Below are 15,330 nucleotides of genomic sequence, written 5' to 3'. Positions count from 1 at the left end.
ACTTTCTGTCTGCGGCTATCTCAACATGTCAGCAGAGAGTTACTGATTCTTTACCCCGACATGGCACATTCAAAAAAATTCGCATCAATTGGAGCAATCCATGACCCCGACACCGTCGATCCCACTCAGTGGTGCGCCACAGCTCTCTCAGACAAAACACGAGGAGGCGATGCGCGCGGCTGCGACCAAACTTGAGGCGAATTTTCTGGCCGAGATGCTGAAACACGCCGGTCTTGGAGAGATGGAGGGCGCGTTCAGCGGGGGCGTGGGCGAAGAGCAATTTGCCTCATTCCTGCGTCAGGAGCAGTCGCAACTTATGGCCGAGGCAGGTGGAATCGGTTTGGCGGAAACAATTTTTGAGGCGATGAAAGCGCGAGAGGATGAAAATGTACGAAACTGAAAGTGACAAGACGGCGGAGCTGATCGATTTGCTGCGTCTTGAGAGAGATACGATTCGTGCGGGCGATTTTTCGACCCTAATAGAGATGGCGAATCGTAAGGAAATTTTGATCGCGGAGTTGGCTGGGTCTGACCCGACTCGTCTTGCGGAGTTAAAGGGCATCGCTGCCGAAAATCATCGCCTGCTGGGGGCCGCATTACAGGGCGTGCGCGCAGCGCAGCGGCGTTTGAAAGCCATTCTAAGCGCCTCCAAAGGGTTCAATGCTTATGATAAATCCGGAAAGATGAAACCGATCCGGCGCGGCGATGGCTCGCTAGAGCATCGTGTATAAGCCATTAATCATTAACGAAAATTCTATCGATTTAAGGCCGGCCACAGCGCCGGCCTTAACAATTCATTAGGGGAAGTTGTGCAATCTAGTCCCTGCATCACATGTGATGGCGCGTCGCGATAAATCGCTGCGCAAAGGTCAGAATGACATGAGCGCCGTTTCAAAGACGGTTTGGAAAATCTGGCGTAAAGCGCCAAAAATTTAGGAATATGATATGTCCAGCATTCTGACGAACAGCAGTGCCATGGTTGCCCTGCAAACTCTCAAAGGCATCAACTCTAATCTGGCGGGCACACAGTCGGAAATCTCGACCGGCAAATCGATCGCCGGGGCAAAAGACAACGCGGCCATCTGGGCCATCTCTAAGGTGATGGAATCGGATGTCGGCGGTTTCAATGCCATTTCGGATTCGTTGGCACTGGGTGAATCGACGGTGGCCGTTGCAGTGGACGGCGCAGAGCAGATCACTGATCTTCTTCAGCAAGTTAAGGAGAAAATCGTATCGGCTACGGGGACGAATGTTGACCACACTAAACTCACGGCTGAGGTGACTCAGCTTACGAGTCAGGTCACATCAATCATTAGCGGTTCGCAATTCAACGGATCCAACCTTCTGAACACGGAGGGAACGGCAGGTATCAACGTTCTCTCATCACTTGATCGTGCTGCCGACAATAGTGTGAGCGCAAAGTTCATCGCTGTCGCATCGGTTGACTTCGAAGCGAATCTTGACCTGTCCAACATCGACGTGTCCGATGCGACTGCTGCGAACACGTCGCTTGCGGCGATTGAGACTCACATTCAGACGGCTGTGGATGGTGCAGCTGCCTTGGGCGCTTCGGCTGCCCGTCTGAACAACCAGAGCACCTTTGTGGGCAAGATAACGGATGCGATGACGAGCGGTATCGGCTCGCTCGTTGATGCCGATATGGAAGAGGCGTCGGCACGTTTGCAAGCGCTTCAAACCCAGCAGCAGTTGGGTATTCAGGCGCTGTCAATTGCCAACCAGCAACCGCAGAACATCCTGTCGCTGTTCCGTTAATAAAAAATCGGGGCGCCGAATTCGGCGCCCCCTTTCGCCGCGGCAAAGCCGCGATCTGATGGCTTCAGTCACAGGAAGGATTTCCCGTGTTCGCTACAACTTTGGCCAAAACGGCCTATGCAAACCCCGAACAACCCGCGCGTACCGCGCGTGGCACCGAATTCGAAGTGTTTGCGCGTATCACAAGGCGGCTGAAACAAGCCGCCGAAGCAGGAAAGACGCAATTTCCAGCCCTTGCAACTGCGGTTTATGACAACCGTAAGCTCTGGACGGTGCTTGCATCCGATGTTGCCGATCCTGAAAACGAATTGCCCAATGATCTGCGCGCGCGTTTGTTTTATCTCAATAAATTCACGCAGACGCATAGCCGTAAAGTGCTGGCAGGGGATGCCTCCGTTGATATTTTGATCGAAATCAACACGTCGATTATGCGCGGGTTGCGTCAAGAAGGGAGCGCGGCATGAGCGGTCTCGTACTTAAACTCGCTCCCAAAGAGCGGGTGCTGATCAATGGCGCTGTGATCGAAAATGGCGAGCGACGCTCGCGGCTTGCGATCATGACACCCAACGCGCACATTCTGCGGCTGCGCGATGCGATCCACCCTGAAGAGGTGAATACCCCGGTGCGGCGCGTCTGCTATATCGCGCAGCTCGTGTTATCGGGGGACGCAGAGCCAGAGGACGCCAAAATGCAGCTTCTGCGCGGCATCGAACAGTTAAGCCACGTGCTGACCGATTTTGACAGTCGCGCGCAGTTGAACGCGGCCAGCCACGCGGTACTGGAAGGGCAGACCTATCAGGCGTTGAAATTCCTGCGCAGTCTTTTGCCACGGGAGGCGCGGCTTCTAGCCGCTCATCCACAATGAGTTATCAGCCGATCGTTCCGTTCACGGGCTTCGCCGGGTGGAGTTTTCTCAATCGTACGATGGAGAAGCAACAAACAGCGTTTTCCGCCTCAAGCGATATTCAGGGCAACGAAGATTATTTTCGCGAAAAGATCGGCTCAATAACGACTGCGCAAGAGCTGGTGGACGACCGCCGGCTCTTGACAGTTGCTCTGGGCGCGTTCGGTTTGGACGATGATATCGACAATAAATTCTTCATTCGCAAAGTTCTTGATGAAGGGTCTCTCGATGCCGACTCGCTTGCGAATAAGCTGTCAGACAAGACCTATCTGGCGTTGACCCAAGCTTTCGGGTTTGGCGACTATACTATCCCTCGCTCCACGCTATCGGATTTCCCAGACGAAATCTTGGCGCAATATGAAACGCGGCAATTCGAAATTGCGGTGGGGAATAGCGACAATGACATGCGTCTTGCGTTGGCGTTGCAGCGCGATTTGCCCGAACTCGCAGCCAAAACCAATTCCGAGACAACAAAATGGTACACCATTATCGGGTCGTCGACGATGAGTAGCGTTTTTCAAACCGCGCTTGGCCTACCAAGTAGTGTTGGTTCGCTGGATGTAGACGCGCAAGTGCGCATGTATTCAGCCAAATCCAAGCAGCTTTATGGCTCCACCGATCCGGCACAATTCAGCAATACCGACAAGCTTGAAAAGCTCACGCGCGACTTTTTGCTGCGCTCGCAACTCAGCACGACCAGCTCAATCAGCTCAGGCGATGCGGCCCTAACATTGCTGCAAAACACTTCAAGCGGGAGCCTGTCGCTGCTGCTCTAGCAATCAGCCAAATCCCGGCGCAAGTCGGATTTCCCCAGTCACGATCCCGCGCCAGTTTTTCTGCGCGCCGGTGAGCCAAGTTTCTACAGTCGGATGATTGCGATCCAATACGCCCTGCCGGATCAGCAATGCCGTAATTGCGGCTTCCGCGGCGCGCGTCGCCCCATCCACAATCTTGAGGGCGATGCCGCGCTTTTGTTCGGGTAGAATCGCAATATACACCGCTTCGGCACCGGTTTTCACCGCCACCTTGCCCCCCATTGCACGCATCAATTCCGTGCAGGCGCGCCCGTCATTGGCAACCATTTCAGGGAAGGTCGCCATCGCTTGGGTCAGGCGGGCGGCGGCGCGTTCTCGTGTTGAACCCTCGGGGTTGGCGGCTGCGAATAGCTGCATCGCGCGTGCCAATCCGGTCACAGTCGTTGCGAAATTTGGCGCGGAACAACCGTCAATCCCGAACCCGGGAGAGGTCACATCCGTCACTTCCTCAAACACCGTTTTGATCGTTTGCTGGAGTGGATGCGTCACCTCGACATATTCCGAGCCGCCGCGTAAATGCCGGTTCAGCGTGAGAAACCCGACATGCTTGCCTGAACAATTGTTATGCAGCTGACAGGGCGCTTCATGCGAACAGACAAGCCGCGTCTTTTCCTCGGCGTCCCAGGGCATGTGGACGCCACAGCGCAGGTCTTCCTCGTGCATACCCAAACCTGACAGCCACTCGGCCGCCGCATCGCGATGCAAAGCCGCGCCGGAATGGCTGGCGCAGGCGAAGGCCAGTTGGCGTTCGCTCAACCCCGCAGCGTCCGCCGCACCGCTCTCGACCAAGGGCAAGGCTTGGATCATTTTCACAGAGGAGCGGGGGAAAATCACGGCTTCCGGATCGCCCCAAGCCGCTTCGATACCGTCGGGCCCAAAGACGACAGCGTGACCCGAGTGAAAGGATTCCAGCATCCCTCCGCGCCAAAATTCGATCATCGGTGCCGCTGTCATCTTCACACTCCTCATCCTATGCGCGATTTCTCGCCAACCAGGGGTTTTCCCTCTAGGCATTTATCGGTTAAACAGGTGTTATCGAGTGGAAAACGCATCCGCCAGCAAGAAAAGGGTGATCAGCCCGGGCGATGTAGAGGCAAATGGCAGCTGGAGGCTGTAAGCATGAAAAATATGTGTCTGCGGGTCGTGACCGTAATTGGGCTCACGTTTGGGGTGACGCATAGCGCGGTTGCACAGGAAAGCACCAACCGCGTTGCGGCTGAGACTGATTGGAGTGTCTTCGTCGACGACAATCCCAAGGAGTGTTGGGGCGTGTCGAAGCCGAAGAAAACGGTTAACACCAAGGGGGGCAAAGTCGTGCAAGTGCGCCGTGGCGACATCTTGCTTTTTGTGACCTATCGCCCCGGCAAAGCGCCCGAAATTTCGTTCCGTGGCGGATATCCTTTCGCGTCGGGTTCGACCGTCGAGCTGGATGTGGGTGGAAATAAATTCACGCTCTTCACCGATGGCGAAGGCGCGTGGGCCGGATCGCCGGCTGACGATGCCAAAGTGATCGCCGCGCTTAAAGCGGGTAGCGATGTGACACTCACCGGTCGTTCGGGCCGGGGCACGCAGACCAAAGATACATTCTCGTTGATGGGCTTTACCGCTGCAACAGACGAGGCCGCGACGCGCTGTAAGTAAGCGTTGCGAAACGGTTCGATGCGCCCTGACCGCTGGTCGGGGCGTTATTTTTTTGATTTCCGCTACACGCGTGAGCACGAATCCCCTATATGAGGCCCTTGATTTCAAGGAAACGCGCCATGACCCAGCCCAACGCACCGATCACGCAAGACGTGCACACCATCCCGCGCAAATTGCCCGAGGGCGGCAAGATCAATCTTGTCGGCTTAACGCGTGCGCAATTGCGCGATGCATTGATCGAAGCGGGAACGCCCGAAAAGCAGGCGAAAATGCGGCTGGGGCAGATCTGGCAATGGATATATCATTGGGGCGTGCGCGACTTTGCTTTGATGACCAATCTCGCCAAAGATTACCGTGCGATGTTGGCGGAAAAGTTTGAAATCACTCTGCCCGAGATCGTCACGAAACAGGTCTCGAATGACGGGACGCGCAAATATCTGCTGCGCATCGCGGGCGGGCATGAGGTCGAGGCGGTTTATATCCCCGAAGACTCGCGCGGCACCCTATGCATTTCCAGTCAGGTCGGTTGCACGCTGACCTGTTCGTTCTGTCACACGGGCACGCAAAAGCTTGTGCGCAATCTGACGGCGGGCGAAATCGTCGGTCAGGTGATGGTCGCACGCGATGATCTGGGGGAGTGGCCCGAGCAAAATACCCCCAAGAACGAGACGCGTTTGATCAGTAATGTCGTGCTGATGGGCATGGGCGAGCCGCTGTATAATTTCGAGAACGTGCGCGACGCGATGCAGGTCGTGATGGATAACGAGGGGCTGACATTGTCGCGCCGTCGCATCACGCTGTCCACGTCAGGTGTGGTGCCAGAGATTGCCAAAACCGCCGAGGAAATCGGCTGCCTTCTGGCGGTGTCTTTCCATGCAACCACCGACGAGGTGCGCGACCGCTTGGTTCCGATCAACAAGCGTTGGAACATCGAGACGCTGCTGAATACGCTGCGCGAATATCCCCGCCTGTCCAACTCCGAACGGATCACGTTTGAATATGTGATGCTCAAAGGGGTTAACGACAGCGACGAAGATGCGCACCGCTTGGTCAAGCTGATCAAGGGGATCCCCGCCAAGATCAACCTGATCCCGTTCAACGAATGGCCCGGCGCGCCGTATGAACGCTCGGACTATCAGCGCATCGAGAGCTTTGCCGACATCATCTACAAGGCCGGTTACGCCAGCCCGATCCGCACCCCGCGCGGCGAGGATATCATGGCCGCCTGTGGCCAGCTAAAATCCGCAACCGAGCGGTCGCGCAAGTCGCGCGCCGAGATCGCGGCCGAGGCGGGGCTATAAGCCCCCGCCTCAGGAGCAGTTTTCGTAATCCCAACCGTCGATCACAGCCACGGCTTCCTCGGCGGTTTCGACAAAGCTCACCAGGTCCAGATCTTCGGGCGAGATCGTGCCTGCCTCTTTCAACCGCTCCCAGTTGATGATCTCGCACCAAAAGTCACGACCAAACAGGATGAAGGGGATCTTCGCCATCCGCTTCGTCTGGATCAGTGTCAGCGCCTCGAACATTTCGTCCAGCGTGCCGAAACCGCCCGGAAAGACGCAGATCGCCTTGGCGCGCATCAGGAAATGCATCTTGCGGATCGCGAAATAGTGGAAGTTGAAGGATAGATCGGGAGTCACGAACTCATTGGGGGCCTGTTCGTGGGGCAGCACAATGTTAAGCCCGATGGACTGGCCACCCGCCTCATGAGCGCCGCGATTGCCCGCCTCCATCACGCCGGGGCCGCCGCCGGTGCAGATCACGAATTCCCGGCCATATTCCTGCATCGAGCGCTGGGTCATCGCCTTGGCGAAAAGCCGCGCCTCTTCGTAGTAATGCGACAGCTCGGCGAGATAGGGCGTCTTGGCGCTGTCCTTGTTTGCGGGCGCGGGAATGCGTGCGCCGCCAAACATCACGATGGTCGATTCGATGCCGCGCTCGTCCATGATCAATTGCGGTTTGAGCAGTTCAAGCTGCAAACGCACGGGGCGCAACTCTTCGCGCATCATGAAATCGACATCCGTATAGGCCAGCCGATAGGCGGGTGCGCGGGTCTGGGGGGTGTCGGGGATGCTTTTGGCGGTCTTCGCATCTTCATGCGAGCGGCGGAACGGGTGCGTCGGATCGTCTTTCATGGGTGTCCTGCTCATTGCGCGTTGGGCTTTGACCAACTATAGCGTGATCTCGATAAAGGCCACCTGAAAGAGGAAGACCGACATGTCCAACGCCGCGCTGGAAACGGCTATCGAAGCCGCTTGGGAAGCCCGCGACACAATCACGCCCACGACCAAAGGCGCGACGCGCGACGCGATTGAAGACACGCTGAACGCGCTGGATAGCGGCGAGTTGCGTGTCGCTGAAAAGCAGGAAGACGGCAATTGGCATGTCAATCAATGGGCGAAAAAGGCGGTTCTGCTGGGCTTTCGTCTGAAAGACATGGAAATGCAGTCGGGCGGCCCGCAGGGCAGCAGCTGGTATGACAAGGTCGACAGCAAATTCGCCGGTTGGGACGAAAGCCAGTGGAAGTCTGCGGGCTTCCGCGCGGTGCCCAACGCGGTCGTGCGCCGCTCGGCCTATATCGCGCCGGGCGCGGTGCTGATGCCGTCTTTCGTTAACCTTGGCGCTTATGTCGATACCGGCACGATGGTGGATACTTGGGTGACGGTCGGATCCTGCGCGCAGATCGGTAAGAACGTGCACCTCTCGGGCGGCGTTGGCATCGGCGGCGTGTTGGAGCCGATGCAGGCCGGCCCCACGATCATCGAGGATAACTGCTTTATCGGCGCGCGTTCGGAAGTGGTCGAAGGCTGCATCATCCGCGAGGGCTCGGTTCTGGGCATGGGCGTGTATATTGGCCAGTCGACCAAGATCGTGGATCGCGAAACCGGCAATGTGACCTATGGCGAAGTGCCGCCCTATTCGGTGGTCGTGTCGGGCACGATGCCGTCGAAAAACGGGATCAACCTGTATTGCGCGGTGATCGTGAAGCGCGTTGATGCCCAGACCCGTTCGAAAACCGGCATCAATGATCTGCTGCGTGACTGATGACCGATAAGTCGGAAAAACCCGCCAAGAAACCCTCACGCCAGCAGGTTTATACCCTGCTGGTCGAGGTCGGCCGCGCGCCCAATGATGGCTTGCCCAAGGGCGCGTCTGGCGCGGGGTTGCTATGCTATGCGAGTGGCGTGGATGAGGCCGAGGCGGTGCGCGAGACCGTGGCGATCCTCAAGCAGGCCGATCTGGCGCCGCTGGATGTGACGGGCTACGGCACGATTGCCGAGCGCGAAGAGCAGGGCCATGAGATTCCCGATGAGGAACGCGAATTGATGGATCGCGCTTTGGCCGAAAACTCGGTGATCGTCGCGCAGATGACACCTTATTACGGCGATGAGAAAAAGCCTTTGCAATAAACCGCCCGGCGCGACGAGTTCCGTTGAAACGCGCCCTGCGCCTGTTAGACTGCTTCGAAATGGCAAACATTCGGGCAGAACATGGCAAACCTTTCCTATCTTATCCCTCTGAGTTTCGTGGCGTTTTCCGGGCTGGCGGCCTGCGCAGGCCCGCCCGAATCCTCGCCGCGACCGATGGCCAAAGGGGCAACGCCCGTGGCTGATGCGATCCCCGCCACCGATCCCGCGACCGAGGCGCGCTTTGAGGCGTGGCTTCGCGGGTTCAAATCGCGCGCGATGGCGAATGGTATCAGCGAGGCGACGTGGAACCGCGCGATGGCAGATGTGCGCTATAATCCCAAGGTGATTGAGCGCGACCGCTACCAATCGGAATTCACCAAGTCGATCTGGGATTACCTTGATAGCGCCGTTTCGCCTGAGCGGGTCGCAAACGGCAAACAGATGCTAAGTCAATATGGCTCGCAGTTGAACGCCATCGAAAAGAAATACGGCGTCGATAAAGAGGTCGTCGTCGCGATCTGGGGCATGGAAAGCCGCTATGGCGCCCATCGTGGCACCACCGCAGTCATCCCCGCGCTGGCCACGCTGGCGTATGACGGGCGGCGCGGTGAGTTCTTTGCCAAGCAGCTGATTGCCGCGCTCAAGATCATCCAGTCGGGCGATGTCGATGAACGCCACATGACCGGATCTTGGGCCGGTGCGATGGGTCATACGCAGTTCATCCCGACCTCGTATGAGATTTATGCCGTTGATTTCACCGGCGATGGCAAGCGTGACATCTGGTCGAATGACCCGACCGATGCGCTGGCGTCAACTGCGGCTTACTTGGCACGCTCGGGCTGGTCGAAGGGGCAGCCTTGGGGCGTTGAGGTCATCTTGCCCTCGGGCTTCAACTACGGGCTGACCGGCAAGGGCACCAAAAAGTCGCCTGCGCAATGGGCCGCAATGGGCGTGCGCTCGGCGACGGGCGGATCGATTGCGAATTACGGTGCCGCCTCGATCCTCGTGCCTGCGGGGGCGAAAGGGCCTGCCTTCATGATCTTCGGGAATTTCCGGGCGATCTCGCGTTACAACGCCGCCGACAGCTATGTGATCGGCGTTGGGCATCTGGCGGATCGCATCAAGGGCAAGGGGCCGTTTGTGCGGGACTGGCCGCGCACCGGCAAGCCGTTGAGCGCGCCGCAGAAGATCGAGCTGCAGGAACGGCTGACGGCGGCGGGCTATGATACCGATGGCACCGATGGCAAGATCGGGCCGAACACCGCCAAGGCGATCGTAGCCTATCAGAAGGCCAAGGGGCTTGCGCCCGATGGCTATGCCACCGTGGAGCTGTTGCAGACCCTGCGCTAGGGCTGCGGGCTGACACCGATGACGGGGGCGTGCAGGTAATAGAGCGCGCCCCACACCACCACCGCCACGATCAGGCGCAGCGGCGAGGGCAGGGCTTTGGGCCGCCAGCGCCCGGACAGCAGCGCGGCGAAGGGGATCAACGCGGTGTGCGCGCTGAGGCGTTGCCATTCGCGGGCACCCCAGACACGGCGCTTGCGGGCCTCAAGCGCGCGCATCCCTGCGCCGGTGAACAGCGTGAACGCTCCGAACAAGATAACATGGGCGAGATCGCCATTGGCAATCAGATGTGCGCCCGCCCAAAGCAGGATCGCCCAAAGCAGCGGCTGGCGGGTCAGCCCTGCGACGCCGGGACGGGCGGGATCAAACCCGCTGGCGCGCCCTTCAAAGGCGAAGGGATTGGGCGCACCCACCCCGTAACTGCCCAGCAAAATCGCCAAAGGCATCGCGAAATTGACCAGCCAGCGCGCCCACGTGTCTTGCGGCCACAGTTCGACATAGGGTGCGCGTCCGGCAGCAAAGATCAGCCAGAACAGCAGCACGGTGGAGAGTGTGGAAAACGCAATCGTCCAGCCGCGCGCACCCAGAGATGCGACCAATGCACCCTTGAGGCGCGGCATCGACGGGATCGCATGCGAGGCGAGAAACGCAAAACCCGCTAGTATAAATTCACCCCAGCCGTTCATCGCACCACCTTTTGTTTGGAAAGCTGCACAGCCAGAATACCCCCGGCGATCACCGCCACACCCAGCGCGTCATGCCAGTCCAGTGACTCCCCCAGAACGACCGCCGCAATCGCCACGCCAAAGACCGGCGTGAGGAAGTGGAAGGTCGCCGCACGCACCGCACCGATCCGCCCGACCAGTTGAAACCAGATCCAGGTCGCGGCAAGCCCCGGCACTAGGATCGTGTAGATAAAAGCGGTCGCAAGCTTGGGCGTAACATCGACCGAGATCGTCTCGGCCAGCCCCGAGGCCACGGCCAACACCGCAGCGCCGATCAACATCTGCAAGCCCACAACCATCAACACACCGCCCCCGCCGGAACTCGCCCCGCGCACGGTCAGCGTCGCCACCGCAAGGGCCAGCGCACCGAACACACACAGCATCAGCCCATGCGGGTCAACCCCGCCTTGCAGCCGCGCGCCCATGATAATCGCGACGCCTGCAAACCCCGCGATCAGCCCGAATAGCCCCAAGGGCGAGAGACGCTCGCGGAAGACGATCCAGCCCAATGCGCCTACGATCAGCGGCATCGTCGAGGCGATGATCGCGGCAACCGAGGCCGCAACCGTCGTCATCGCGACCCAGTTAAAGCCCAGATACAGCGCGTTCTGGCAGATCCCGAACAGGATTGTGGCGCGCCATTGGGCCCGGCTTAGCCGCCAGCTTTGTCCCAGCGCAAGGGCCAGCACGATGCCCAGCACACCCGAGATCAGAAAGCGGAACGACAGCGAGGCAAGGGGCGGTGCTTGAGCCACAATGATATGGGTCGATGTGAACGCCGACGACCACATCAGGGCAAAGGCCAGCCCCATTCCAATTGCGCGCAGATCCATACGTCCCCCAAAGCGTGATGCCGGAAATGAAAAGGGCCGCCTGCGTCATTGCGCGAGCGGCCCTGTCTGTCGTGTGTCCCTCGTCAAGCGAGAGGGGATCAGGCGTTGACGCTGTCTTTAAGCGCTTTGGCCACGGTAACCTTGACTTGCTTGTCGGCGGGCTTTTGCATTTGCTCACCGGTGGCGGGGTTGCGCACCATACGCTCGGGACGCTCGCGGCAGTAGACTTTGCCAATGCCCGGAAGCGTCACGGCGCCGCCTGCTGCGACTTCTTTCGTGATCACGTCGGTCATTGCGTCCAGCGCGGCCGACGCGGTTTTCTTGTCGGCGTCCATTGCTTCGGCGAGTGCAGCCACAAGCTGGGTCTTGGTCATCGGTTTCGACATATTCAATCCTCTCTTCGCCCCGCTTGGCCGGGGTCAATTTCGTCCGCATCACGCGGTTGGTCGGCAATGTTCGACACGTTTTCAGTCAGCAAGGCAAGACCTTTTCGCCTTATTTCATGGATTTTCCTGCGTTACAGGAAGGCGGTTTCCTCAAAACTTCGCAATTTGCGACTGTGAATGCGCTCAAGGGGCATTTGGCGCAGCTTTTCCATCGCCCGGATGCCGATCAACAGATGGTTGGACACTTGCGAGCGATAGAACTCGGTCGCCATGCCGGGCAGCTTCAATTCGCCATGCAGCGGTTTGTCGGAAACGCACAGCAGCGTGCCGTAGGGAACGCGAAAACGAAACCCGTTTGCCGCGATCGTCGCGCTTTCCATGTCCAGCGCGATGGCGCGCGACTGGCTCAGACGATGCACCGGACCGGATTGATCGCGCAGCTCCCAGTTGCGGTTGTCGATGGTGGCCACAGTGCCGGTGCGCATGATCTTTTTCAGATCATAGCCCTCCAGCTTTGTTACTTCGGCCACGGCCTCTTGCAGCGCGACTTGCACCTCGGCCAAAGCCGGGATCGGCACCCAAACGGGCAGGTCGTCGTCCAGCACGTGATCTTCGCGCAGATAGGCATGGGCCAGCACGAAATCGCCCAAGCTTTGGGAATTGCGCAAGCCCGCGCAGTGCCCGACCATCAGCCAAGCATGCGGGCGCAGCACCGCGATATGATCGGTTGCGGTTTTGGCATTGGACGGGCCAACGCCGATATTGACCAGCGTGATCCCCTGCCCATCGGGCCGCTTGAGGTGGTAGGTTGGCATTTGCGGCAGCTTCGCGAGGCCCGGGATCTGGTCTTGCGGGTCGGTGATTTCCTGATTGCCGGGTGCGACAAAACTGGAATAGCCCGATTTCGGATCGGCCAGCATTTGACGGGCGACATCCTCGAACTCATCAACGTAAAACTGGTAGTTGGTGAACAGAACGTGGTTCTGGAAATGCTCGGCATGGGTGGCGGTGTAATGCGACAGCCGGGCCAGCGAATAATCCACGCGCTGGGCAGTGAACGGTGCTAGATGCCCCGAGCCATCGGGGTTCGGGTCGGCCATGCCATTCACGATATCATCGTTCATCGAGGCCAGATCGGGCACGTCGAACACATCGCGCAGGCTGAAATCCAACACCCCTTCTTGGGGCACGGTCACATCGGGATGCGCGGCGACGGCGAAATGCACCGGCATCGGCGTATTTGAAGGCCCAACTTGCACCGGCACGCCATGATTGCGCATCAGCAGACCCAGTTGCTGAGTCAGATAATTGCGAAACAAATCAGGCCGGGTCAGCGTCGCGGTATAGACGCCGGGCACCGCGACATGGCCAAAGCTCAGCCGATTGTCGCTTTTGACATGCGAGGGCACGGTAATACGCACTTCGGGATAGAAGGCGCGAAAGCGGGCCGTTGCGCGTCCGGATTCCAGCGTGTCGTTAAACTTCTCCAGCAAAAAGGCAGTGGCCTCTTCATACAGGTCTTCAAGGCGCTTCACGGCTGCCGCCGCATCGGTGAATTGCTCTGGATCGCGCGCGTCCGGGCTGAGTGTCGTCAGGGGTTCATTCATGTAAAGAGTTCCGTTAGTTCAAAGCGCGTCACGTCGACCAGTCCCAGATCCGAGATTCGGATTTCGGGGATCACGACAAGCGCGAGCAGCGAATGTTGCATGTAAGCGTTGTTCAGGGTGCAGCCGCAATCGGCCATTGCCTGCACCATTTTTCCGGCGCGCTCGGCCACGGTGGCGGCTGGGTCATCCGACATCAGCCCCGCGATTGGCAGCGGCACGGCGGCGATTTCGGCGCCGTCTTTCCAGACCGAAATGCCACCGCCCATCTCGCCCAAAGCGTTGGCGCAGGCGGCCATCATCTCGCGGTCGGTGCCCACGACGATCATGTGGTGGCTGTCATGTGCGACGGTCGACCCCATCGCCATGCGACCCTTATAGCCAAAGCCCGAGACGAACCCGTTGGTCACGCCGCCGGTGCCTTGGTGGCGCTCGACCAGCGCGATCTGGGCAATGTCTTTGGCGGCATCGGGCTGGGCCAGGCCGTCCGTCACATCCAGCTCTGCCGTCAGCGCCTTCGTGGGGGCTTGGTTTTCCACCACCCCGATCACGCGGGCGGTGACAGAGTTCGCGCCTTCGGGGGCGGTGATCTCGAAATCGCTGGCGGTCAGCGTTTTGCCCAGATGCACCGTGTTGCGCGCGCTGTCGGGCCAGTCATAATGCGGACACTCCACCAGCAACTTGCCATCTTTCGCCACCGTTTTACCGCGCGCGATCACATGCTCGACCGGCAGGGTTGCCAGATCCGAGGTCAGGATTAGATCGGCGCGCCGACCCGGCGTGATGCTACCGAGTTCCCGCTCTAGCCCGAAATGGGTGGCGGTGTTGATCGTGCACATTTGCAGCGCGACCAGCGGCTCGGCCCCGCAATCGACCGCATGACGAAACACGCGGTTCATATGCCCGTCATGCACCAGCGTGCCGGAATGACAATCGTCGGTGCAAAGGATGAAGTTGCGCGGATCAAGCCCCTTTTCAGTGACTGCCGTGATCTGCGTTTCCACGTCATACCACGCCGAGCCCAGCCGCATCATCGAGCGCATCCCCTGACGCACCCGTGCAATCGCATCGGCCTCGCAGGTGCCTTCGTGATCATCCGCCGGACCGCCCGCGACATAGGCACGAAACGCCGCCCCCAAATCGGGCGAGGCGTAATGCCCGCCCACCGTTTTACCGGAGTTCTGCGTCGCGGCGATCTCGGCCAGCATCTTGGGATCGCCCGCCACCACGCCGGGGAAATTCATCATCTCGCCCAAGCCCACGATACCGGGCCATTGCATCGCGGCGGCGACATCCTCGGGGGTGATTTCGAAACCCGTCGTCTCTAACCCCGGGGCCGAGGGCGCGCAGGACGGCATCTGGGTAAAGATATTGACGGGCTGCATCAGCGCCTCGTCATGCATCATCCTGACGCCCTCAAGGCCGAGCACATTGGCGATCTCATGGGGGTCGGTGAACATGCTCGTCGTGCCATGCGGGATCACGGCGGCGGCAAATTCTGCCGGTGTCAGCATGCCAGATTCGATATGCATATGCGCATCGCACAGGCCCGGCACCATGTAGCGCCCGTTTGCCTCGATCACCTCGGTGTCGGGTCCGATGGCAGATGACAGATCCGGTGCGATGGCGGCAAAGCGCCCCTCGGCGACGGCAATATCGTAGCCCTCAAGCACCTCACGCGAATGCACATTCACCCATTTGCCGCCCTTGATCACAAGGTCGGCAGGCTCACGCCCGGCGGCAACGGCAATCAAGCGCGCAGCAGCCTCGGGCCAAGATTTGATTTTGTTGTTAAGCTCCATGTCCCAGCCTGTCATTGCCCGCGCGAAGGTTCAAGAGACGTTGTGATACGTTCACGCAAGCTCTACCTAGGTCAGATGACAAAACGGCAA

General features: G+C 59.2%; 18 protein-coding genes. 11 read left to right on the top strand and 7 right to left on the bottom strand.

Annotated features, from left to right (window positions below; all coding sequences use genetic code 11):
• Window positions 1-100 precede the first annotated feature (100 nt).
• From DT23_RS08425 to DT23_RS08400, 6 genes are all read left to right on the top strand, one after another.
• Window positions 101-400, top strand: coding sequence for a rod-binding protein (locus DT23_RS08425; protein ID WP_038130411.1), 300 nt, complete (start codon window positions 101-103; stop codon window positions 398-400).
• A complete protein-coding gene (locus tag DT23_RS08420; RefSeq protein WP_156023891.1) occupies window positions 381-731 on the top strand; it encodes a hypothetical protein in 351 nt (116 codons plus the stop codon). Before DT23_RS08425 ends, DT23_RS08420 begins: the two co-directional genes overlap by 20 nt.
• A 214-nt stretch (window positions 732-945) precedes the next feature.
• Window positions 946-1,773 (top strand): flagellin N-terminal helical domain-containing protein, encoded by an 828-nt coding sequence (locus DT23_RS08415; protein WP_038130407.1) that lies wholly within the window; start codon window positions 946-948, stop codon window positions 1,771-1,773.
• An 86-nt stretch (window positions 1,774-1,859) separates the two neighbouring features.
• Window positions 1,860-2,237, top strand: coding sequence for a flagellar biosynthesis regulator FlaF (flaF, locus tag DT23_RS08410; RefSeq protein WP_038130405.1), 378 nt, complete (start codon window positions 1,860-1,862; stop codon window positions 2,235-2,237).
• On the top strand, window positions 2,234-2,638 hold the full coding sequence (gene flbT, locus DT23_RS08405; protein WP_038130403.1) for a flagellar biosynthesis repressor FlbT: 405 nt from the start codon (window positions 2,234-2,236) through the stop codon (window positions 2,636-2,638). Before flaF ends, flbT begins: the two co-directional genes overlap by 4 nt.
• Complete coding sequence (locus DT23_RS08400) at window positions 2,635-3,453, top strand: DUF1217 domain-containing protein (RefSeq protein ID WP_038130401.1); 819 nt, start codon at window positions 2,635-2,637, stop codon at window positions 3,451-3,453. Before flbT ends, DT23_RS08400 begins: the two co-directional genes overlap by 4 nt.
• A gap of 3 nt (window positions 3,454-3,456) precedes the next feature.
• Here DT23_RS08400 and DT23_RS08395 read toward each other — a convergent pair whose 3' ends face one another.
• Window positions 3,457-4,446, bottom strand: coding sequence for an asparaginase (locus DT23_RS08395; protein ID WP_038130399.1), 990 nt, complete (start codon window positions 4,444-4,446; stop codon window positions 3,457-3,459).
• Window positions 4,447-4,620: 174 nt separating this feature from the next.
• On the opposite strand from DT23_RS08395, the gene DT23_RS08390 reads away from it, so the two are divergent.
• Together DT23_RS08390 and rlmN are read left to right on the top strand one after the other, a co-directional pair.
• A complete protein-coding gene (locus tag DT23_RS08390) occupies window positions 4,621-5,133 on the top strand; it encodes an invasion associated locus B family protein (RefSeq protein WP_051697149.1) in 513 nt (170 codons plus the stop codon).
• 119 nt (window positions 5,134-5,252) lie between these two features.
• Window positions 5,253-6,434 (top strand): dual-specificity RNA methyltransferase RlmN, encoded by a 1,182-nt coding sequence (gene rlmN / locus DT23_RS08385; protein WP_038130398.1) that lies wholly within the window; start codon window positions 5,253-5,255, stop codon window positions 6,432-6,434.
• A gap of 9 nt (window positions 6,435-6,443) precedes the next feature.
• On the opposite strand, the gene DT23_RS08380 is transcribed toward rlmN, so the two are convergent.
• Window positions 6,444-7,268, bottom strand: a complete 825-nt coding sequence (locus DT23_RS08380) for an LOG family protein (RefSeq protein ID WP_038130395.1) — start codon at window positions 7,266-7,268, stop codon at window positions 6,444-6,446.
• Between the two features lie 82 nt (window positions 7,269-7,350).
• Between DT23_RS08380 and dapD the strand changes: the two genes are divergently transcribed.
• From dapD to DT23_RS08365, 3 genes are all read left to right on the top strand, one after another.
• The gene (gene dapD / locus DT23_RS08375) at window positions 7,351-8,178 is read left to right on the top strand and encodes a 2,3,4,5-tetrahydropyridine-2,6-dicarboxylate N-succinyltransferase (protein ID WP_038130393.1); all 828 of its coding nucleotides are present in this window, start codon (window positions 7,351-7,353) and stop codon (window positions 8,176-8,178) included.
• Complete coding sequence (locus DT23_RS08370; RefSeq protein ID WP_038130391.1) at window positions 8,178-8,543, top strand: hypothetical protein; 366 nt, start codon at window positions 8,178-8,180, stop codon at window positions 8,541-8,543. Before dapD ends, DT23_RS08370 begins: the two co-directional genes overlap by 1 nt.
• A gap of 81 nt (window positions 8,544-8,624) precedes the next feature.
• Complete coding sequence (locus tag DT23_RS08365; RefSeq protein ID WP_038130390.1) at window positions 8,625-9,893, top strand: lytic murein transglycosylase; 1,269 nt, start codon at window positions 8,625-8,627, stop codon at window positions 9,891-9,893.
• On the opposite strand, the gene DT23_RS08360 is transcribed toward DT23_RS08365, so the two are convergent.
• From DT23_RS08360 to ade, 5 genes are all read right to left on the bottom strand, one after another.
• Window positions 9,890-10,576 carry an NnrU family protein gene (locus tag DT23_RS08360; protein ID WP_038130389.1) on the bottom strand — a complete coding sequence of 229 codons (687 nt, stop codon included), beginning with the start codon at window positions 10,574-10,576 and terminating at the stop codon, window positions 9,890-9,892. The genes DT23_RS08365 and DT23_RS08360 overlap by 4 nt on opposite strands.
• A complete protein-coding gene (locus tag DT23_RS08355; protein ID WP_038130387.1) occupies window positions 10,573-11,448 on the bottom strand; it encodes a DMT family transporter in 876 nt (291 codons plus the stop codon). The genes DT23_RS08360 and DT23_RS08355 overlap by 4 nt, the downstream gene beginning before the upstream one ends.
• A 98-nt stretch (window positions 11,449-11,546) precedes the next feature.
• The gene (locus DT23_RS08350; protein WP_038130385.1) at window positions 11,547-11,834 is read right to left on the bottom strand and encodes an HU family DNA-binding protein; all 288 of its coding nucleotides are present in this window, start codon (window positions 11,832-11,834) and stop codon (window positions 11,547-11,549) included.
• Window positions 11,835-11,965: 131 nt separating this feature from the next.
• Window positions 11,966-13,441 (bottom strand): AMP nucleosidase, encoded by a 1,476-nt coding sequence (locus DT23_RS08345; protein ID WP_038130383.1) that lies wholly within the window; start codon window positions 13,439-13,441, stop codon window positions 11,966-11,968.
• Complete coding sequence (gene ade, locus DT23_RS08340; protein WP_038130380.1) at window positions 13,438-15,240, bottom strand: adenine deaminase; 1,803 nt, start codon at window positions 15,238-15,240, stop codon at window positions 13,438-13,440. Before ade ends, DT23_RS08345 begins: the two co-directional genes overlap by 4 nt.
• Window positions 15,241-15,330 lie beyond the last annotated feature (90 nt).

The sequence above is a fragment of the Thioclava indica genome, from assembly GCF_000714545.1.
Classification (GTDB): Bacteria; Pseudomonadota; Alphaproteobacteria; order Rhodobacterales; family Rhodobacteraceae; genus Thioclava; species Thioclava indica.
The sequence above is the reverse complement of the archived record's forward strand: the minus strand, read 5'-3'. Positions and strand labels throughout refer to the sequence as shown.

What these genes read in the sequence shown, in the direction of transcription:
- DT23_RS08425 (WP_038130411.1), top strand. Translation starts at nt 101, where the DNA reads ATGACCCCGACACCGTCGATCCCACTCAGTGGTGCGCCACAGCTCTCT.
- DT23_RS08420 (WP_156023891.1), top strand. Translation starts at nt 381, where the DNA reads ATGAAAATGTACGAAACTGAAAGTGACAAGACGGCGGAGCTGATCGAT.
- DT23_RS08415 (WP_038130407.1), top strand. Translation starts at nt 946, where the DNA reads ATGTCCAGCATTCTGACGAACAGCAGTGCCATGGTTGCCCTGCAAACT.
- flbT (WP_038130403.1), top strand. Translation starts at nt 2,234, where the DNA reads ATGAGCGGTCTCGTACTTAAACTCGCTCCCAAAGAGCGGGTGCTGATC.
- DT23_RS08400 (WP_038130401.1), top strand. Translation starts at nt 2,635, where the DNA reads ATGAGTTATCAGCCGATCGTTCCGTTCACGGGCTTCGCCGGGTGGAGT.
- DT23_RS08395 (WP_038130399.1), bottom strand. Translation starts at nt 4,446, where the DNA reads ATGACAGCGGCACCGATGATCGAATTTTGGCGCGGAGGGATGCTGGAA.
- DT23_RS08390 (WP_051697149.1), top strand. Translation starts at nt 4,621, where the DNA reads ATGTGTCTGCGGGTCGTGACCGTAATTGGGCTCACGTTTGGGGTGACG.
- rlmN (WP_038130398.1), top strand. Translation starts at nt 5,253, where the DNA reads ATGACCCAGCCCAACGCACCGATCACGCAAGACGTGCACACCATCCCG.
- DT23_RS08380 (WP_038130395.1), bottom strand. Translation starts at nt 7,268, where the DNA reads ATGAAAGACGATCCGACGCACCCGTTCCGCCGCTCGCATGAAGATGCG.
- dapD (WP_038130393.1), top strand. Translation starts at nt 7,351, where the DNA reads ATGTCCAACGCCGCGCTGGAAACGGCTATCGAAGCCGCTTGGGAAGCC.
- DT23_RS08370 (WP_038130391.1), top strand. Translation starts at nt 8,178, where the DNA reads ATGACCGATAAGTCGGAAAAACCCGCCAAGAAACCCTCACGCCAGCAG.
- DT23_RS08365 (WP_038130390.1), top strand. Translation starts at nt 8,625, where the DNA reads ATGGCAAACCTTTCCTATCTTATCCCTCTGAGTTTCGTGGCGTTTTCC.
- DT23_RS08360 (WP_038130389.1), bottom strand. Translation starts at nt 10,576, where the DNA reads ATGAACGGCTGGGGTGAATTTATACTAGCGGGTTTTGCGTTTCTCGCC.
- DT23_RS08355 (WP_038130387.1), bottom strand. Translation starts at nt 11,448, where the DNA reads ATGGATCTGCGCGCAATTGGAATGGGGCTGGCCTTTGCCCTGATGTGG.
- DT23_RS08350 (WP_038130385.1), bottom strand. Translation starts at nt 11,834, where the DNA reads ATGTCGAAACCGATGACCAAGACCCAGCTTGTGGCTGCACTCGCCGAA.
- DT23_RS08345 (WP_038130383.1), bottom strand. Translation starts at nt 13,441, where the DNA reads ATGAATGAACCCCTGACGACACTCAGCCCGGACGCGCGCGATCCAGAG.
- ade (WP_038130380.1), bottom strand. Translation starts at nt 15,240, where the DNA reads ATGGAGCTTAACAACAAAATCAAATCTTGGCCCGAGGCTGCTGCGCGC.